The organism is Pseudomonas cedrina subsp. cedrina (assembly GCF_001983175.1).
Lineage (GTDB): Bacteria > Pseudomonadota > Gammaproteobacteria > Pseudomonadales > Pseudomonadaceae > Aquipseudomonas > Aquipseudomonas cedrina.
Genome location: NZ_MNPW01000015.1, coordinates 15,629 through 32,105, shown reverse-complemented (window position 1 = coordinate 32,105; position 16,477 = coordinate 15,629). Strand labels below are relative to the sequence as shown.

Here is a 16,477-nt window from a genome sequence, read left to right as displayed (position 1 = left end):
CTCAGACGCTCCTCAGCATGCGCCACATGACCAAGGTGCCGCCGAGGTCCATGGCCAGCGCGCCGAACAGCATGAGGCGCCCCGTGTCGTCGTTCCACATGGTCATCAAGTAACCGGGGTTGACCACCATGAAGTAACCCACGATCAGCACCGGCAGGCCGCCGAGCACGTAGGCGGTCATGCGTGTTTCGCCGGTCATGGCCTTGAGCTGACGGGCGCCCTGTTCTCGCTCGCGAATCATCTTGATCAGGTTTTCCAGCAGCTCGCTGGCGTTGCCGCCGTAGCGATGATTGACCTTGAGCCCCAGGGCGAAAAGACGGAATTCGTCGCGCTCGAAAAACTCGGCGAAGTCACTGACTGAGTCCGGCAGGCTGACCCCCATGCGCACGTTGCGTTGCACGCGGCCCATGGCGTCCTTGAGCGGGTTTTCCACGCCCTCGATGCCGCCCAATACGGCGTCGGCCAAGGTGCGGCCGGATTTGAGGCTGCGCACGCTGTGGTCGAGCAATTGGGGCAGTTGCTCGACCATGCGCTGCACGCGACGCCGGTAGCGCCAGGCGATATACAGGCGCAAGACCAGCGGCGGCCCCACGGTCATCGCGACCAGGCCCAGCCCGTCGGCAACCAGCCAGCCGAACAGCACGCCAACCACCCAGATGCTCAACCACAGGCCCAGACGCTCCGTGGGTTTGCCGAGCCCGGCGCGTTGGAACATAAGCTCAAGCCCTGTCCATGTCGTGCTGGTTTCCTGTTTCGCTGGCTGGCCGACGCCGAGGCGCTCCAGCACACGGTCCGTGCGAGCTTTGCGCAGGCCATGCTGAAGCTGCCAGAACGACAAGCCGATCAGCAGCAGGCAGATGAGCAGTAACACCGGTCCCGTCATCGCGTGCTCCCTAGGACTGCAAGGCCGATTCGCGGCGCAGTTTGTCGCCCGCCGGGTTGAGCGCCTCGCGCAGGAAACCGACGCCGGTGCGCCGGTCCAGGCGGAACAGGGTGTTGGTGACATACACGTCATCGCGCACGCCGACCACTTCCACCACCTCGCTGACACAGCGGCGGCCATCGGGCATGCGCGTCAGTTGGATGATCACGTCCAGCGCGGCGCAGATCATCTGGCGCAGGGTTTTTTCGGCGATCACGCGACCGGTCAGGCCCACCAGGGTTTCCAGGCGCAGCAACGCGTCCTGGGCATTGTTGGCGTGCACGGTGCTCATAGAGCCGTCGTGGCCGGTGTTCATCGCCGTCATCACGTCGAGCACTTCCACGCCACGGATTTCACCGAGGATGATGCGGTCCGGGCGCATCCGCAGCGCGTTGCGGATCAGGTCGCTGGAGCGCACTTCACCGTGGCCTTCGGCATTCGGCGGACGGGTTTCCAGGCGCACCACGTGCGGGTGGCCCAGTTGCAGTTCGGCGACGTCTTCGATGGTGACCAGGCGCTCGTGGGGGTTGATCAACTGGCTCAGGATATTCAGCAAGGTGGTCTTGCCAGTGCCGGTGCCGCCGCTGATCAGGATGTTGCAGCGCTTGCCCACGGCATGCTGGAAGAACTCGAAAATATTCTGGTCGATGGTCTGCATGGCGACCAGGTCGCTGCTCTTGAGCATGTCCTTGCGAAATTTGCGGATCGACAGGCACGGCCCGTCCAGGGCAATCGGCGGGATGATCGCATTGACCCGGCTGCCGTCGGGCAAGCGCGCGTCCACCATCGGCGAGGACTCGTCCAGGCGCCGACCCAGCGGCGCGAGGATGCGTTGCATCACGCGCTCCACGTGGTGGTCGTCGATGAAACGCAGGTCACTCTGGTGCAGCAAGCCATCGCGTTCGACAAACACCCGGTGCGGCCCGTTGACCAGGATTTCGGTCACCGACGCGTCGCGCAGCAGCACTTCCAGTGGGCCGAAACCGGTGAGTTCGTCGACGATCTCTTCGGCCAGGCGCTCCATTTCATAGCGCGAGATCGCCAGGCGCATACGCGTGATGTATTCGGACACCTTGTCGGTGACAAATTGCGCCAGGGTCTGGCGCGTGCCTTCGAGCAGGTTCTTACCCGATTCCTCGATGGCGTCGATGATGTAGCGGTGCAGCACCAGTTTCAGCCCATCGTGATCGGTGTTGCCACCGGTGCCGCGGGCCGGGCCGCCAAACAGTTTCTCGTTCATCGTCTTGCTCCCAGGATGCGTTCAAACCAGCGCATCGAGGGTTTCGCAAGACCCTCGGAGCGTTTTGCCAGGCGCTCGCCCAAGGCGCGTACGGCTTGGGACAAGGATTCACGGGGCGCCAGGGCGAACAAGGTCAGGCCCTGGTTTTTCACGTTCAGGCGCAGTTCCGCGCTCAGGGGCAGCACGGCGACGCATTCGAGGCCGAAGCTTTTTTCGAGGGCGGCGGTGTCGGGCGCGCAGGTCTTGATGTAGCGGTCCACCACCAGCCTGGCGTGCTCCAGGTTCATGCCCTTTTCGCGCCAGCGGTTGATCACGGCCAGGTTGCGGCGACAGTCCAGGACGTTCTGGTCGGTGCACCACAGCAGCTTGTCGCAGTGGCTGACAAAGGTGCGCAGCGCTTCGCTGTCGGGTTGCCCGGTGATGTTCACCACGATGTGCTGGAAGTGTTGGCGCAGGGCGCTGAGCAACATGAACAACTCGGCGGCGCTGGTGAGTTTGAGCGGCTCGTCCCCGGTGGCGTACGCCAGGATGCGCAGCCCATCCAGCGCGGTGGTGAACGCGCTGTTGATCAAGGTGGTATCGAGACGGCGCAAGTGTCGCAAGGCGTCACCGAAATTGAAGGTGCTTTCCAGGCCCAGCAAGGCCAGGCTGTCACTGCGTGGCAGGCCCAGGTCGAGCAACAGCGTTTGCTGCCCGCGTTTCTGCACCACCAGCGCCAAGTGGGTGGCCAGCATTGCCCCATCGGCGTTGCTTTGGGTGCCAAACAGCACGGTCAGGCCACCCAAATGAGTCGTGTGGGCAACGGCGGGCAGGCGCTTGCTCAGGCGTCGCACCAGGCCGGCCACTTCGCTGGAGCGCGAGCCGTAGGCAACGAAGTCGCGGGCGCCGGCGCGCATGGCGTTGAGTACCAACTGGTTATCCATGCCATCGCCGAGGGCGACCACCGCGAGCATCGGCTTGGCTTCCAGGGCCCCTTCGATCAGCGCGCTCTGTGCCACCACGTTTTCCCGGTCCAGGCCCACGAACACCAGGCTGGCGAAGGTCACGTCCACCAAAGCGAGCAGTTCGTCCAGGCTGCCGGTGCCGGCGCTGACGACCTGGCCAAGGGGTGCGAGGGCGCCCTGCAGCCACTCCAGGTCAGTGCTGTTGCGGGTGATGGCGAGGAAGGTCTGGCTCAGGCTGTCGCTCATTGGGAAAGCCCACTGCGCCGGTCGAAGTTGCCGTTTTCGAGGAAGAACATCCGGTACCAGTTCGGGTCGTAGCTGCGCAGTTTCTCGCCGGGCAGGGAAGGCAGTTGGGCGTTGGCGGCCAGGGGTTGCACCAGGTGCGGCGTCACGATCATCAGCAGTTCTTTTTCTTCGCGGCTGATATTGGATTCGCGGAAAAACGCCCCGAGGATCGGTATATCGCCCAGGCCGGGAAACTTGCTGACCGTGGAGCGGTTGTTGGTGCTGATCAGGCCGCTGATCACAAAGCTTTCGCCATCGGCCAGGGACACGCTGGTGTCGGTGCGGCGCACCGTCAGCGCCGGCACCTGGATGCCCTGGATCTGCACCGCATTGCTGTAGTCCAGTTCGCTGACTTCCGGCGCCACCTTGAGGGTGATGCGGTTGCGGTCGATCACTGTGGGGGTCAGCGTCAGGCGGATGCCGAATTCCTTGTATTCGATGGAAATGGTGTCGCTGCCGGCGCTGGGCACCGGGATCGGCACCTCGCCACCGGCCAGGAAGGTCGCGCTCTGGCCGCTCATGGCCACCAGGCTCGGACGTGCCAGGGTGTAGGCAAAACCGCTGCGTTCCAAGGCGTTGATCATGGCCGAGACGCGGCCTCCGCCAAAACCGATGTTGAAACTGTCCGGGCTCACCGGCAGTTTGAAGACCCCTTCCGAGGGCGACAGCAGGTTGGGGCTGCCGAGGAAAAAATTCGCGCCCCTGCCCAGGAACCGAGTGCTGGCCTCCTTGAGCTTGGTGCGGCTGACTTCGACAAAGCGGATGTCGGTCTGCACCTGGCTGGGCAGCAGCGGATCTTCCGATGGCGACAGCGCCAGGCTGGTCAGCGCCGAGGTAGCCTTGCCCTTGACGAACACCATGCTCTGGCGCGGCGCGCTGGCGCAGGCGGTCCACACCATCAGGCTGGTGGCGCCGGACGAGACACCGGTGAGCAGGAAGTGACGCTCGCCGTTGACCCGCACGTCGGCGATTTTCGGATCGCCAATGGCCAGGCGCGTAATTGCCACCGGCGACTGCAGTTCTTGTTGCAGGCCTTCTCCCACCTCGACCACGGCGGGCAACTGGCCCAGGGCGCTGCAGTTGCCCGGCGCCGCCACAGCCATGCCGACTGTCAGGCTCGACAGAATCAAGGCCCAGGCCATGTGCGTGAACAGGGGGGCATGGCGATGGCTCATTCAACGCTTCCTTGCTTGATCACGGAGTTTGTGGCGCCGCCTGGGCGCCGCGAATCACTTCAACGCCTCGTCGCACGCCGGGTGAACCACTGGCCGGTGCGATTCGTGTTGGCGCGCCGGTCAGGGCCAACTGAGTGAATTGGTAGAGGTCGCGGTTGGCGCTTTCGAGTTTTTGCGGCGCATCGTTTTCCCCGGCCCAGTAGCGGCTGAGCCGTTGCTCCTCGGCGCTGCGCACGGCCAGGCGCAAGGTGCCGGCCTGGGCGGCAAGCATCAGCCGGCTTAACAAGGGCTCCGGCACTGCCAGCACCACGGTGCGTGCGGCGGCTAGACGTTGGGCGGCCTGGGCGCGCGCTTCAACCGTGACCGGCGGCGGCACCGCGGGTTGGCCGTCGTTGGCCAGGCCCAGCTGGTCACCGACGCTGAGCACGCGCATCGCGGGAAGGGCGATCTGGGCCGACTGCTCGGCGTTGCTGGCGTCCTGGCGCAGGAACAGCAACACATCCACGTAATCGCCAGGTGCCAACTGACCGGCTGCGCCGATTACCTCATCCACCGCAACGGCCAGCGCGCGTTCGTCGGGGCGAATCATCCGCGCGAGCGGGCCGCCGCCACTGAAGCTGTCTTCGCTGAGCCAGGTGCCGGCGCCGAGCGTGCGCAACGGCACGCGGCCGATGGCTTGGTCGAGCCGTGCCAGGCTGCCGGCGGGCACTGTGCGCAGTTTTTCTACGGCCAGGTCGGCGGCGGTCAGTGGAATCAAGGCCGGCACGTCATGCACCAGAACCACCACCGGTTGGCGGGTCTGGTCTTCGACGGCAGCGAGGCTGTTATCAATAGAAATGACAGGTGCTGCGACAGGCTCCGGTGGGCGACTCAACACCAGCCCCCAGTACCCGGCGATCAATGCTCCGATCAGCAACAAGCCGGCCAGGACCATGCTGATGCGACTGTTCATGACGGCTCTCCCTATCCCGTTGCACTACACGCCCTGTTAATCCAATGGGCTACTTCGCAACATGGCTGTGATGAACATCTAACGATTTGGCTATTTGACGGTAGCTCAGCTAGGACGAAATGCCATTAAGGAGGCGAAAATTTATCAGAGTGACCAACTTCAATCTTTTCGATCCCGAATGTTTAAGGGGCATTAACGTGCGACTAATACTTTGTGATTAATGCGTTCTTACAGTTGTGAGGGTGAGGTTTGTTGACAATGCTCTAGTGGCACGCCGCAATTCTCTGGTGGTAGAGCCCTTCCGGCTTTCAGTGGCGTTTTTGGGAGAAGTCTTATGTTTCTTGACCTGATGTTGAAACTGTATGTCCAGACGCAATTGTTCTTTCAACGCAAAGACGGTGCTTCAGGTATTGAATACGCGATTATCGTGGCGATGGTTGCACTGGTGATCGTTGGCGCCGGTTCAGGGCTTGGAACTAAGATCAAGTCCATCTTCGACAGCGTTGCTACCAAAATGACGACTTGATAATCCGTTCATTAATGTGGAAACCTCTTATTAAAGTTTATCCATCCCAGGTACTGCCATGAGCGCCTCTTCGCCCCTTCGCCAGCAAATTCTTTTGGTGGACGACGAAGAGGATGCCCTGATTGAACTTGCCGAATCTCTCGAAAATGAGGGATTTGTCTGCTACACCGCCACTTCCGTTACCTTCGCCCTGCAAGAATTGACACTCCACCCCGATATCGCCCTGGTCATCACCGACTTGCGCATGCCCGAGGAAAGCGGCATATCCTTGATCAAACGCCTGCGCGAACACACCTCACGCTCGCACCTGCCGGTGATCGTGATGTCCGGCCATGCCGACATGGACGATGTGAGTGACTTGCTCCGTCTGCAAGTGCTGGATCTGTTCCGCAAGCCGATCTACCTGGTGCGGTTGCTCGATACGTTGAACAACCTGTTTCCCTTGTATAAATCCTTCCGTTAATTGCTAACACAGGTCCCACAGGGGATTGGCTGTGGCAGGCAACCTCTCACCTTGAGCTGGTCAGAGCGGATAACTGAAGCTCACCGAATTTCTCGGCCGTCGGTCGAAGCTGTCCAGCGCCACTTAGGGTGTATAGATACAATTAAATGGCTTGTTTCACGCAATCGGCCGCCACTTGCCGACCATATGTTCAATATCGCCCGGGCCTTTCAACCAGAACTCACCGGCGGAACCGGGGGCGCTGCTCAATAGCGTCACTTCACCGGGCAGGCGCACGGGCTTTTTGAACGCCACGTCTATCTCGATATTGGCAGCGGACAAATGGTCGCCGAGGGCCGCGAGGGCGCGCGCCTTGTTCCACAGCCCGTGGGCGATGGCTTGCGGGAAGCCGAACAGTTTGGCGGTGAGGGCGCTGAGGTGGATCGGGTTGTAGTCGCCGGAAACCCGTGCGTAACAGCGGCCGATATCGGCGGGGGCTTTCCAGCGAGTCAGTTCGCTGACCTGGTTGGGGGAGGGCTGGACGACGTCACTCCCAGGTTCACCCTCCAGTTTTACGCCCCGGCACAGCATGCGGCTTTCGGCTTCCCATAGAAGACCGAGGGCATCTTCGACGGTCGTAACCAAGTCAAAGGTCGCGCCCTTGGGGTGGGGCTTGAGGTTCTGCGCATGCACGCCGACGGACAATTCACTCACACCACCAAGAGGCCGATGGATGCGGATGCGGTTGCTCAGGTGGATCAACCCCAGCAGTGGAAAGGGGAAGCTCTGGTCCGTCAGCAGCTGCATCTGCAGGCCGAACGCCAGAATGTGCGGGTAAGTCGCCGGCAGCATGGGGCTGTCGGCGAAACCACAGACCTTGCGATACGCCGCCGCCTGCCTGGGATCGATGCTCACGGGGCAGCGCAAGCCCTGCTCGGGCAAGGTGCTGCCGGTGATCTTGCGTTTGAGCGCCGCACGCCAGTACAGCGGCGGCAGGAACGGCGCAGTGCCTAAGGTCTTCCATTGCATGTTCAAGCTCCCAGCAGACTTTGCCCACACACCCGCAGCGCCTGGCCGCTTACCGCACCGGAACCCGGTTGACCGAGCCAGGCCACCGCTTCGGCGACGTCCTGGGGCAGGCCACCCTGGCCCAACGAGCTCATACGTCGCCCGGCCTCACGCAAGGCAAACGGAATATGCGCCGTCATCTGGGTTTCGATAAAGCCCGGGGCCACGGCGTTGATACTGATGCCGCGCGGTTTGAGCAGCGGCGCCCAAGCCTGCGCGAGGCCGATCAACCCGGCCTTGCTGGCGGCGTAGTTGGTTTGCCCACGGTTACCGGCGATGCCGCTGATCGACGCCAGCAACACCACGCGGGCGTGGTCGCGCAGGGTCCCACTGTCGAGCAACGCCTTGGTCAGTACTTGCGGCGCATTGAGGTTGACCGCCAGCACGGCGTCCCAGTATTCCGGGGTCATGTTGGCCAGGGTTTTGTCGCGGGTGATGCCGGCGTTGTGTACCAGAATGTCGAGGCCGTCGGGCAGGTGCTCGATCAATTGGCTGGCGGCGTCTTCGGAGCAGATATCCAGCGCGACGGTGCGAGCGCCCAGACGCGCGCCCAGGGCTTCGAGGTCGGCCTTGGCCTGGGGTACGTCGAGCAGAATCACCTCGGCGCCGTCGCGGGCCAGGGTTTGCGCGATGGATGCGCCAATGCCACGCGCGGCGCCGGTCACCAGCGCCTTGCGCCCGGCCAGGGGGCGTGTCCAATCTTCGACCGGCGTGGCGCAGGCTTGCAGGCGAATCACCTGGCCGGAGATATAGGCGCTTTTCGGTGAGAGGAAGAAGCGCAGCGCGCCTTCGAGTTGGTCTTCGGCACCGTCGCCGACGTAGAGCAATTGCAGCACGCCGCCGTTGCGCAACTCTTTGGCCAGCGAGCGGCTGAAGCCTTCCAGGGCGCGTTGCGCGCTGGCGGCAAACGGGTCGGCGAGGGTTTCTGGGGCGCGACCGAGAATCACCAGGTGCGCACTGTTATCCAGGTTTTTCAGCAGCGGCTGGAAGAATTCGCGCAATTGCTTGAGCTGGTCTGTGTGTTGCAAGTCGCTGGCATCGAATACCACGGCCTTGAGCTTGGGGCCATGGCCGGGAATCCAGGTCGATGTTCCGTTGCCGTAGGTGTAAATAGCATCGGTCAGTTTATTGGCGAACGCCTGCACCTGGGTTGCCAGCGCACCCCCCCCCAGCAGCAACGCACCTTCGACCGGACGCAGGCGCCCGGCTTGCCAGCGTTCCAGGCGTACCGGTGACGGCAGGCCAATCGCGGCGACCAGGCGATGGCCGAGGCTTGAGTTGGCGAAGTCGATATAACGGTCAGACATGGAACGCTCTCCGAAGGCTGGGGTTCAAAAGGGTGGACCATCCCGGGGTGACAGTCGTTCGATTAAGCCTAGGCTAGTCTGAGAGACTTACCCCACATCCATCAGGGAGCTTTTCATGACTCAAGTGCGCCGTGTCGCGATCATTGGCGGTAACCGCATCCCGTTCGCCCGCTCCAATGGCCCCTATGCCACGGCGAGCAACCAGGCGATGCTTACCGCTGCCCTGGAAGGCCTGATCGAGCGCTACAACCTGCACGGTCTGCGCATGGGGGAAGTGGCCGCCGGCGCGGTGCTCAAGCATTCGCGCGACTTTAACCTCACCCGCGAATGCGTGCTCGGTTCGCGCCTGTCGCCGCAAACCCCGGCCTATGACATCCAACAAGCCTGCGGTACCGGGCTGGAGGCGGCGTTACTGGTGGCCAACAAGATCGCCTTGGGCCAGATCGAATGCGGCATTGCCGGCGGGGTGGATACCACGTCCGATGCGCCCATCGGCGTCAACGAAGGCCTGCGCAAGATCCTGCTGCAAGCCAACCGCAGCAAGTCCATGGCGGACAAATTAAAGGTCCTGTTACAACTTCGTCCCCAGCACCTCAAGCCACAACTGCCGCGCAACGGCGAGCCGCGTACCGGCTTGTCCATGGGGCAACACTGCGAATTGATGGCGCAGACCTGGCAGATCCCTCGTGCCGAGCAGGACCAACTGGCCCTGCAAAGCCACCAGAACATGGCCGCCGCCTACGCCGAAGGCTGGCACGACGATTTGCTCACACCTTTCCTCGGCCTGACCCGCGACAACAATTTGCGCCCCGACCTGACCCTGGAAAAGCTCGCGGCCCTTAAACCGGCCTTCGAACGCAGCGAAAAGGGCACGCTCACCGCCGGCAATTCCACGCCGCTCACCGATGGCGCATCACTGGTGCTGCTGGGCAGCGAAGCCTGGGCCAAGGAACGCGGTTTGCCCATCCTGGCCTACCTGCGCGATGGCGAAGCGGCGGCGGTAGATTTCGTCAACGGCGCCGAAGGCCTGCTGATGGCGCCGGTGTACGCGGTGCCACGGTTGCTGGCGCGCAATGGCCTGACGCTGCAGGACTTCGACTACTACGAGATCCACGAAGCGTTCGGCGCCCAGGTGCTGTGCACGCTCAAGGCCTGGGAAGATGCCGACTTTTGCGCGACCCGGCTTGGCCTTGACGCGCCGCTGGGCGCCATCGACCGCAGCCGGCTCAATGTGAAAGGCAGTTCCCTGGCCGCCGGGCACCCGTTTGCCGCCACCGGTGGGCGGATCGTCGCCAACCTGGCCAAGCTGCTGGACGCGGCGGGCAAGGGTCGGGGGCTGATTTCGATCTGCGCTGCTGGCGGCCAGGGCGTTACCGCGATTATTGAACGTTGATTGCAACGTAAATTGGCATATTGGATGCATTCTTGAGTGGTCAGAGGTCGGTAGCCTCTCCCACCGGCGCGCCGATTGCCGTATAACGAGTGCCACACGCGTGTTTGGTAATACAGGACCCACAATAAAAGCTGATGAAGACTCCTAAACGCATTGAACCCCTGATCGAAGACGGTCTGGTCGACGAAGTGCTGCGCCCACTCATGAGTGGTAAAGAAGCAGCTGTTTATGTGGTGCGCTGCGGCAACGAATTGCGTTGCGCCAAGGTTTACAAGGAGGCGAACAAACGAAGTTTTCGTCAAGCGTCCGAATACCAGGAAGGCCGTAAGGTCCGTAACAGCCGGCAGGCCCGGGCCATGGCCAAGGGTTCCAAGTTCGGCAAGAAAGAAACCGAAGACGCCTGGCAGAACGCCGAAGTGGCGGCGTTGTTCCGCCTGGCCGGTGCGGGCGTTCGCGTGCCCAAGCCTTACGACTTCCTGGAAGGCGTGCTGCTGATGGAGCTGGTGGCCGACGAGTACGGCGATGCGGCGCCGCGTCTGAACGACGTGACGCTGGAGCCGGACCAGGCGCGCGAATACCACGCCTTCCTGATTTCGCAGATCGTGCTGATGCTGTGTACCGGTCTGGTGCACGGTGACCTGTCCGAGTTCAATGTACTGCTCACGCCGACGGGCCCTGTGATCATCGACCTGCCCCAGGCGGTGGATGCGGCGGGCAACAACCACGCGTTCAGCATGCTGGAGCGGGATGTGGGCAACATGGCTTCCTATTTCGGGCGTTTTGCCCCGGAATTGAAGAAGACCAAGTACGCCAAGGAAATGTGGGCGCTCTACGAAGCCGGCACCTTGCACCCGGCCAGCATTTTGACCGGTGAGTTCGACGAGCCGGAAGAGTTGGCGGACGTCGGCGGTGTGATCCGCGAGATCGAAGCGGCGCGGCTGGATGAAGAACGTCGCCAGGCGGTTCGCGCGGCGGATGACGCGCCACAGAGCAAGGTCTCGGACGAGCCACCGCCGCCGCCGTGGATGCAATGATCTTTGGGTAGATGATCGATGATCGTTCCCACGCTCTGCGTGGGGAATGCAGCCAGGGACGCTCTGCGTCCCAAGAGCAGACGCGGAGCGTCCGGTGAGGCATTCCCACGCAGAGCGTGGGAACGATCTCCGATAAATTCCATCAAGCGCAGCAGGTGCCCGACGCCAACTCCTTGAGAATCGGACAATCCGGCCGATCGTCGCCCTGGCAGTGCTCCACCAGGTCCTGCAACGTATCGCGCAGTTGCCCCAGTTCCAGGATCTTCTGATTCAGCTCATCGATATGTTGGCGCGCCAACGCCTTCACATCCGCGCTGGCCCTTTGCCGGTCCTGCCACAGGGTCAGCAGCTTGCCGACTTCCTCCAGGGAAAACCCCAGGTCCCGCGAACGCTTGATGAACGCCAGGGTGTGCAAATCCTCCTGGCCGTAGATGCGATAGCCACTGTCGGTGCGATGGGCGGCTTTGAGCAGGCCGATGGATTCGTAGTAGCGAATCATCTTGGCGCTCAGCCCGCTATGGCGTGCGGCTTGGCCGATGTTCATGGGCGTTGATCCTCCAGATCCTTGGGTTTCCAAGTCTTCAACAGTAAGGCATTGCTCACCACGCTGACGCTGGACAAGGCCATCGCCGCGCCTGCTAATACCGGGTTGAGCAGGCCGAAGGCCGCCAGGGGAATACCGATCAGGTTATACACAAAGGCCCAGAACAGGTTCTGGCGGATCTTGGCGTAGGTCTTGCGGCTGATTTCCAGGGCGGCCGGCACCAGGCGCGGATCGCCGTGCATCAGGGTGATACCCGCCGCGTGCATCGCCACGTCGGTGCCACCGCCCATGGCAATGCCGATATCGGCGGCGGCCAGGGCCGGGGCGTCATTGATGCCGTCACCGACCATGGCCACTACGCCGGTTTTTTTCAATTCGGCGACGGTGGCTGCCTTGTCGGCGGGCAGCACTTCGGCGTGCACGTCTTCAATACCGAGGGCCTCGGCGACCGCGCGGGCACTGCCGCGATTATCGCCGGTGAGCAAATGGCTGCTGATGTGCCGGGCCTTGAGTTGTTGCACGGCCGCCAGCGCACCAGGCTTGAGGGTGTCACCAAAGGCGAACAAGCCCAGCACTCGTGGGGTTGCGCCTTGCTCGACCAGCCAGGACAAGGTGCGCCCTTCGGCTTCCCAGGCTGCGGCGCGGGTACCCAGTTCGCCCATGCTCAAGCCACTTTCTTCCAGCAGGCGACGATTGCCGAGGGCCAACGGCCGGCCATCAAGCGTGCCGGCGATACCACGACCGGTCAAGGATTGGCTGTCGCTCACATCGGGCACCGTCAACCCCTGTTCCTTGCACGCATCCAGCACGGCCTTGGCCAGCGGGTGTTCACTGCCGCGTTGCAGCGCGCCGGCCTGTTGCAACAGCAACGCCTCGTTGCCATCGACCGCCGCCAGGTGGGCGATTTTCGGCGTACCGGAGGTGAGTGTGCCGGTCTTGTCGAAGACCACGGCGCTCACTTCATGGGCGCGCTCCAGGGCTTCGGCGTCCTTGATCAGGATGCCGTGGCGCGCGGCGACGCCCGTGCCGGCCATGATTGCGGTCGGTGTGGCCAGGCCCAGGGCGCACGGGCAGGCAATCACCAGCACGGCGACGGCATTGATGATCGCAGTCTCCAGGGACGCGCCATACAGCCACCACCCCAGCAAAGTGACCAACGCCAGCACCAGCACGGCCGGGACGAACACCTGGCTGACTTTATCCACCAGTTTCTGGATCGGCGCCTTGGCAGCCTGGGCGTCTTCCACCAGGCGGATGATCCGCGCCAATACGCTTTCGGCGCCAAGGGCCAGGGTACGCACCAGCAGGCGACCTTCACCGTTGATGGCGCCGCCGGTGACCTTGTCGCCGGGCTGTTTCGGTACCGGCAGGCTTTCACCGCTGATCAAGGCTTCATCGGCATGGCTTTGGCCCTCGACGACGTCACCGTCCACCGGGAAGCGCTCGCCGGGTTTGACCAGCACCAGGTCGTTGAGCTTCAGAGCGTTGATGGCGACGTCTTCTTCACGGCCGTCGAGTAGCCGAATTGCCCGTTCGGGGCGCAGGGCTTGCAGGGCGCGGATGGCGCTGGCTGTCTGGCGTTTGGCGCGGCTTTCCAGGTATTTACCCAGCAGCACCAAGGCAATCACTACCGCCGAGGCTTCGAAATACAAGTGCGGCGCCGGGGCGGTGAGCCATTGGTAGACACTCAGGCCATAACCGGCGCTGGTGCCGATGGCCACCAGCAGGTCCATATTGCCGGCGCCGGCGCGCACGGCTTTCCAGGCGGCACTGTAGAAACGTGCGCCAAAGATGAATTGCACCGGTGTGGCCAGGGCGAACTGTGCCCAGGCAGGCAACATCCAATGCATACCGAAGGGTTCCACCAGCATCGGCAGCACCAACGGCAGCGCCAGCAGGACTGCCAGCAGCAGCGCCCAACGCTCGCGGTGCAGGCGCTGGGCCTGGCCGGCCTCGGTGGCCGTTTCGCTTTGGGGCAGGGTGGCGGTGTAGCCGGCCTTATCGACGGCGGCGATCAGCACGCCGGGGTCCATCGGGCCAAGCACTTCAACATGGGCGCGTTCATTGGCCAGATTGACGCTGACGCTCTGAACCCCCGGCACCTTGCCCAGCGCGCGTTCGACACGGCCGGCGCAGCTGGCGCAGGTCATGCCGCTGATGGGCAGGTCAAAGGTGGTGGATCCATTCATGGGGCAGTCCTCCAGAAGACATTGCCCCTAGGATCAACCTTGACCTATGGGGAAGGTCAAGGGCTCAATAGCCCAGTTCGGCGGCCTTGAGGTACATCCCGTCCGGGCCTTGGGCGATGCGCAATTTGCGCACGTCACCGGCCTTGAGCGTGATGTTCTGCGCGGGCGGAGCGAGCAGGCCAGGCAGACAGCCCGGCGACTGCCCTGGCAGCAGTTTCAGGCGCAGTGACACATCGCCAGCAGGCAGGTTGAACGAGGTGGACTCTTCCTGGAACAAGCGGCCGGCCAGTTGATCCTGAATATACAGTCCGATTTCACAGGTGGTCGGCACTTCCAGGCGCTCCCGGGAAATGATCAGCACCGCATAATCTTCTGCGGCAATGGCCTGGGGCGCCGCGGCAGACAAGCTCATCAGGCCGACAAGGGCAAAAAACGAACAGCGCATGGCGAATGCTCCGTGGTTTGAATCAAAGAGGAGTGAAGCTTGGCCTTTGACACCACGGAATACCAGCCCGGCAGAAGTTTTCAGAACTTGACCTTGCCATTGTGGCAAGGTCGAGACTGAGTTCCAGCTTCATCACAGCATCGGTATTTACACAACTTCCGAAGGCTGACAAATCGCCCTGTAGTGAGCGGGCTTGCCCCGCGCTGGGTGGCGAAGCCGCCCCAATAAGGACAACGCCCAATTGCAGATAAACTCGGTCGCCTGGTTTGGGGCGGCTTCGCAGCCCAGCGCGGGGCAAGCCCGCTCACTACAATGATCTAGCTCATCAAGGAGTCGCGTTATGCAAATATTCAGCGTTGAAGGGATGACCTGTGGCCATTGCGTTCGAGCGGTGACCCAGGCGGTGCAGGGCCACGACCCGGCGGCCAGTGTGAAGGTCGACTTGGCGGCAAAGGAGGTTGGGGTCGAGAGCCGGCTGTCTGCCGAGCAAGTGATCGAGCTGATCACGCAAGAGGGCTACAGCGCCAGGCTAGCCTGAGGCGCTCAAAAATAGTTAGCGAGCTATCGTGTTCAATGCGCCCAAGCGCGGCTAGACTATCGGGCTGCCGTCTCACTTGGGTGCCCGATGAACCTTCGCATAATCCTGATTCTGGGAGCCTTGAGCGCTTTTGCGCCGTTGGCGATCGATTTTTACCTGCCAGGCTTCCCGGCCATGGCCAAAGCCTTTGCGACCGATGAAAAGCACATCCAGCTGACCCTGGCGGTGTATTTCGCCGGCCTGGCCATCGGCCAATTGATCTATGGCCCGCTGGCGGATCGCTTTGGTCGACGCGGCCCGCTGCTCAGTGGCGTCATCCTGTTTACCCTGGCGTCCTTCGCCTGCGCCTTTGCGCCGTCCCTGGAATGGCTGATCGGCGCGCGCTTCGTGCAGGCCCTCGGTGGCTGCGCGGGCATGGTGATTTCCCGCGCGGTGGTCAGCGACAAGTGCGATGCGGTGGGCTCGGCCAAAGTGTTTTCCCAACTCATGCTGGTGACAGGCCTGGCGCCGATCCTCGCGCCGCTGGCCGGCGGTTTGATGGTGGGGCTGTGGGGTTGGCAATCGATTTTCCTGGCGCTGTCGATTTTCAGCGTGATGGCCGCCATCGCCGTGGCGGTCGGGCTGCCGGAAACCTTCCCGGCGCATCAGCCGCGCCAGCCATTGTCCGGCTCGCTGCGGCGCTACGCTGCGCTGCTGTCCGACCGGGTTTACCTGGGGTATGCCCTCACCGGCGGTATCTCGATCGCCGGGATGTTCGCCTACATCGCCGGTTCGCCTTTTGTCTTTATCCAACTCTACGGCGTGCCCGCCGAGCATTACGGTTGGCTGTTCGGCTCCAACGCCGCCGGCTTTATCCTGGTGGCGCAAGTGAATGCGCGGTTGCTGGCCAAGCGTGGCCCGGCGTTTCTGCTATCGCGCAGTGTGTGGGTCTACCTGTTGGCGGCGTTGGCGTTACTCGCTATCGCGGCCTTGCGCACCGATGCGTTGTGGCCGTTGCTGGTGCCGCTGTTTATCTGCATCGCCAGCCTGGGCTGCATTCTGCCCAATACCTCGGCGTGTGCCATGAGCGGGCAGGGCGCCAGGGCCGGCAGTGCGTCGGCGTTGCTTGGCTGCATTCAATTTGGCGTGGCGGCCGGGGCCGCGTCGTTGGTGGGGGCGCTGCACGATGGCACCGCCATGCCGATGGCGATGGTCATCACCTTGTGCGGTGTGCTGGCGGTGACGATTGCGATGGCGACCCAGCGCCTGCAACGGGCGAGAGCCTTGCAGGCGCAGGCCTGAGGAACGGCTCAGCCAGCCGCGGAGCGTTGCTGGCTGTTCGGGAAACGATGGGGCGCCTGGATGCGGGCTTGCAGGGTGTCGGCAAAGGCACGGGCCTCAGCCTCGGTGCGGAAGGTGAACGCATCCTTGTCCAGACGCACCTGCCATTTATTGCCTGCGGATTTTGCTAACGCTTTTATCAGGATCTTCATT

General features: G+C 62.9%; 17 protein-coding genes. 6 read left to right on the top strand and 11 right to left on the bottom strand.

Annotated elements, in window-relative coordinates:
• Nucleotide 1: 1 nt before the first annotated feature.
• The 5 genes from BLL36_RS26060 to cpaB are packed head-to-tail and all read right to left on the bottom strand — an operon-like array spanning nt 2 to nt 5,518.
• A complete protein-coding gene (locus BLL36_RS26060; protein WP_076954480.1) occupies nt 2–883 on the bottom strand; it encodes a type II secretion system F family protein in 882 nt (293 codons plus the stop codon).
• 10 nt (nt 884–893) lie between these two features.
• Nucleotides 894–2,162: a CpaF family protein gene (locus BLL36_RS26055; RefSeq protein ID WP_076954479.1), complete on the bottom strand. Its 1,269-nt coding sequence runs from the start codon at nt 2,160–2,162 to the stop codon at nt 894–896.
• On the bottom strand, nt 2,159–3,352 hold the full coding sequence (locus BLL36_RS26050; protein ID WP_076954478.1) for a pilus assembly protein: 1,194 nt from the start codon (nt 3,350–3,352) through the stop codon (nt 2,159–2,161). Before BLL36_RS26050 ends, BLL36_RS26055 begins: the two co-directional genes overlap by 4 nt.
• The gene (locus tag BLL36_RS26045) at nt 3,349–4,566 is read right to left on the bottom strand and encodes a type II and III secretion system protein family protein (protein ID WP_076954477.1); all 1,218 of its coding nucleotides are present in this window, start codon (nt 4,564–4,566) and stop codon (nt 3,349–3,351) included. Before BLL36_RS26045 ends, BLL36_RS26050 begins: the two co-directional genes overlap by 4 nt.
• A 19-nt stretch (nt 4,567–4,585) precedes the next feature.
• Nucleotides 4,586–5,518, bottom strand: a complete 933-nt coding sequence (gene cpaB / locus BLL36_RS26040; protein WP_076954476.1) for a Flp pilus assembly protein CpaB — start codon at nt 5,516–5,518, stop codon at nt 4,586–4,588.
• Nucleotides 5,519–5,852: 334 nt separating this feature from the next.
• On the opposite strand from cpaB, the gene BLL36_RS26035 reads away from it, so the two are divergent.
• Together BLL36_RS26035 and BLL36_RS26030 are read left to right on the top strand one after the other, a co-directional pair.
• The gene (locus BLL36_RS26035; RefSeq protein WP_076954475.1) at nt 5,853–6,044 is read left to right on the top strand and encodes a Flp family type IVb pilin; all 192 of its coding nucleotides are present in this window, start codon (nt 5,853–5,855) and stop codon (nt 6,042–6,044) included.
• Nucleotides 6,045–6,102: 58 nt separating this feature from the next.
• Nucleotides 6,103–6,507: a response regulator gene (locus BLL36_RS26030; protein WP_076954474.1), complete on the top strand. Its 405-nt coding sequence runs from the start codon at nt 6,103–6,105 to the stop codon at nt 6,505–6,507.
• A 156-nt stretch (nt 6,508–6,663) separates the two neighbouring features.
• On the opposite strand, the gene BLL36_RS26025 is transcribed toward BLL36_RS26030, so the two are convergent.
• A complete protein-coding gene (locus tag BLL36_RS26025) occupies nt 6,664–7,515 on the bottom strand; it encodes a MaoC family dehydratase (RefSeq protein WP_076954473.1) in 852 nt (283 codons plus the stop codon).
• A gap of 2 nt (nt 7,516–7,517) precedes the next feature.
• Nucleotides 7,518–8,861, bottom strand: a complete 1,344-nt coding sequence (locus BLL36_RS26020; RefSeq protein ID WP_076954472.1) for a 3-oxoacyl-ACP reductase — start codon at nt 8,859–8,861, stop codon at nt 7,518–7,520.
• Nucleotides 8,862–8,976: 115 nt separating this feature from the next.
• Here BLL36_RS26020 and BLL36_RS26015 point away from each other — a divergent pair, with 115 nt between their 5' ends.
• Nucleotides 8,977–10,254 (top strand): acetyl-CoA C-acetyltransferase, encoded by a 1,278-nt coding sequence (locus BLL36_RS26015; protein ID WP_076954471.1) that lies wholly within the window; start codon nt 8,977–8,979, stop codon nt 10,252–10,254.
• 134 nt (nt 10,255–10,388) lie between these two features.
• Nucleotides 10,389–11,288, top strand: coding sequence for a PA4780 family RIO1-like protein kinase (locus tag BLL36_RS26010; protein WP_076954470.1), 900 nt, complete (start codon nt 10,389–10,391; stop codon nt 11,286–11,288).
• Between the two features lie 142 nt (nt 11,289–11,430).
• Here the strand turns inward: BLL36_RS26010 and cueR are convergent, their stop codons facing one another.
• The 3 genes from cueR to BLL36_RS25995 form a co-directional block, all read right to left on the bottom strand.
• Complete coding sequence (gene cueR / locus BLL36_RS26005; RefSeq protein WP_076954469.1) at nt 11,431–11,832, bottom strand: Cu(I)-responsive transcriptional regulator; 402 nt, start codon at nt 11,830–11,832, stop codon at nt 11,431–11,433.
• A complete protein-coding gene (locus tag BLL36_RS26000) occupies nt 11,829–14,021 on the bottom strand; it encodes a heavy metal translocating P-type ATPase (protein WP_076954468.1) in 2,193 nt (730 codons plus the stop codon). The genes cueR and BLL36_RS26000 overlap by 4 nt, the downstream gene beginning before the upstream one ends.
• A 64-nt stretch (nt 14,022–14,085) precedes the next feature.
• A complete protein-coding gene (locus BLL36_RS25995) occupies nt 14,086–14,466 on the bottom strand; it encodes a hypothetical protein (protein WP_076954467.1) in 381 nt (126 codons plus the stop codon).
• Nucleotides 14,467–14,806: 340 nt separating this feature from the next.
• Here BLL36_RS25995 and BLL36_RS25990 point away from each other — a divergent pair, with 340 nt between their 5' ends.
• On the top strand, nt 14,807–15,004 hold the full coding sequence (locus BLL36_RS25990; protein ID WP_076954466.1) for a heavy-metal-associated domain-containing protein: 198 nt from the start codon (nt 14,807–14,809) through the stop codon (nt 15,002–15,004).
• Between the two features lie 87 nt (nt 15,005–15,091).
• Nucleotides 15,092–16,285, top strand: a complete 1,194-nt coding sequence (locus BLL36_RS25985) for a Bcr/CflA family multidrug efflux MFS transporter (RefSeq protein ID WP_076954465.1) — start codon at nt 15,092–15,094, stop codon at nt 16,283–16,285.
• An 8-nt stretch (nt 16,286–16,293) separates the two neighbouring features.
• Here the strand turns inward: BLL36_RS25985 and BLL36_RS25980 are convergent, their stop codons facing one another.
• Entirely contained in the window at nt 16,294–16,476 is a 183-nt protein-coding gene (locus BLL36_RS25980; RefSeq protein WP_076954464.1) for a hypothetical protein, read from the bottom strand.
• Nucleotide 16,477: the final 1 nt, after the last annotated feature.

Bases quoted from the DNA above. Each gene is read 5' to 3' on its own strand.
- BLL36_RS26050 (WP_076954478.1), bottom strand. From the start codon at position 3,352: ATGAGCGACAGCCTGAGCCAGACCTTCCTCGCCATCACCCGCAACAGC.
- BLL36_RS26000 (WP_076954468.1), bottom strand. From the start codon at position 14,021: ATGAATGGATCCACCACCTTTGACCTGCCCATCAGCGGCATGACCTGC.
- BLL36_RS26030 (WP_076954474.1), top strand. From the start codon at position 6,103: ATGAGCGCCTCTTCGCCCCTTCGCCAGCAAATTCTTTTGGTGGACGAC.
- BLL36_RS26010 (WP_076954470.1), top strand. From the start codon at position 10,389: ATGAAGACTCCTAAACGCATTGAACCCCTGATCGAAGACGGTCTGGTC.
- BLL36_RS26060 (WP_076954480.1), bottom strand. From the start codon at position 883: ATGACGGGACCGGTGTTACTGCTCATCTGCCTGCTGCTGATCGGCTTG.
- BLL36_RS26025 (WP_076954473.1), bottom strand. From the start codon at position 7,515: ATGCAATGGAAGACCTTAGGCACTGCGCCGTTCCTGCCGCCGCTGTAC.
- cpaB (WP_076954476.1), bottom strand. From the start codon at position 5,518: ATGAACAGTCGCATCAGCATGGTCCTGGCCGGCTTGTTGCTGATCGGA.
- BLL36_RS26055 (WP_076954479.1), bottom strand. From the start codon at position 2,162: ATGAACGAGAAACTGTTTGGCGGCCCGGCCCGCGGCACCGGTGGCAAC.
- cueR (WP_076954469.1), bottom strand. From the start codon at position 11,832: ATGAACATCGGCCAAGCCGCACGCCATAGCGGGCTGAGCGCCAAGATG.
- BLL36_RS26015 (WP_076954471.1), top strand. From the start codon at position 8,977: ATGACTCAAGTGCGCCGTGTCGCGATCATTGGCGGTAACCGCATCCCG.
- BLL36_RS26045 (WP_076954477.1), bottom strand. From the start codon at position 4,566: ATGAGCCATCGCCATGCCCCCCTGTTCACGCACATGGCCTGGGCCTTG.
- BLL36_RS25990 (WP_076954466.1), top strand. From the start codon at position 14,807: ATGCAAATATTCAGCGTTGAAGGGATGACCTGTGGCCATTGCGTTCGA.
- BLL36_RS25995 (WP_076954467.1), bottom strand. From the start codon at position 14,466: ATGCGCTGTTCGTTTTTTGCCCTTGTCGGCCTGATGAGCTTGTCTGCC.
- BLL36_RS25980 (WP_076954464.1), bottom strand. From the start codon at position 16,476: ATGAAGATCCTGATAAAAGCGTTAGCAAAATCCGCAGGCAATAAATGG.
- BLL36_RS26035 (WP_076954475.1), top strand. From the start codon at position 5,853: ATGTTTCTTGACCTGATGTTGAAACTGTATGTCCAGACGCAATTGTTC.
- BLL36_RS25985 (WP_076954465.1), top strand. From the start codon at position 15,092: ATGAACCTTCGCATAATCCTGATTCTGGGAGCCTTGAGCGCTTTTGCG.
- BLL36_RS26020 (WP_076954472.1), bottom strand. From the start codon at position 8,861: ATGTCTGACCGTTATATCGACTTCGCCAACTCAAGCCTCGGCCATCGC.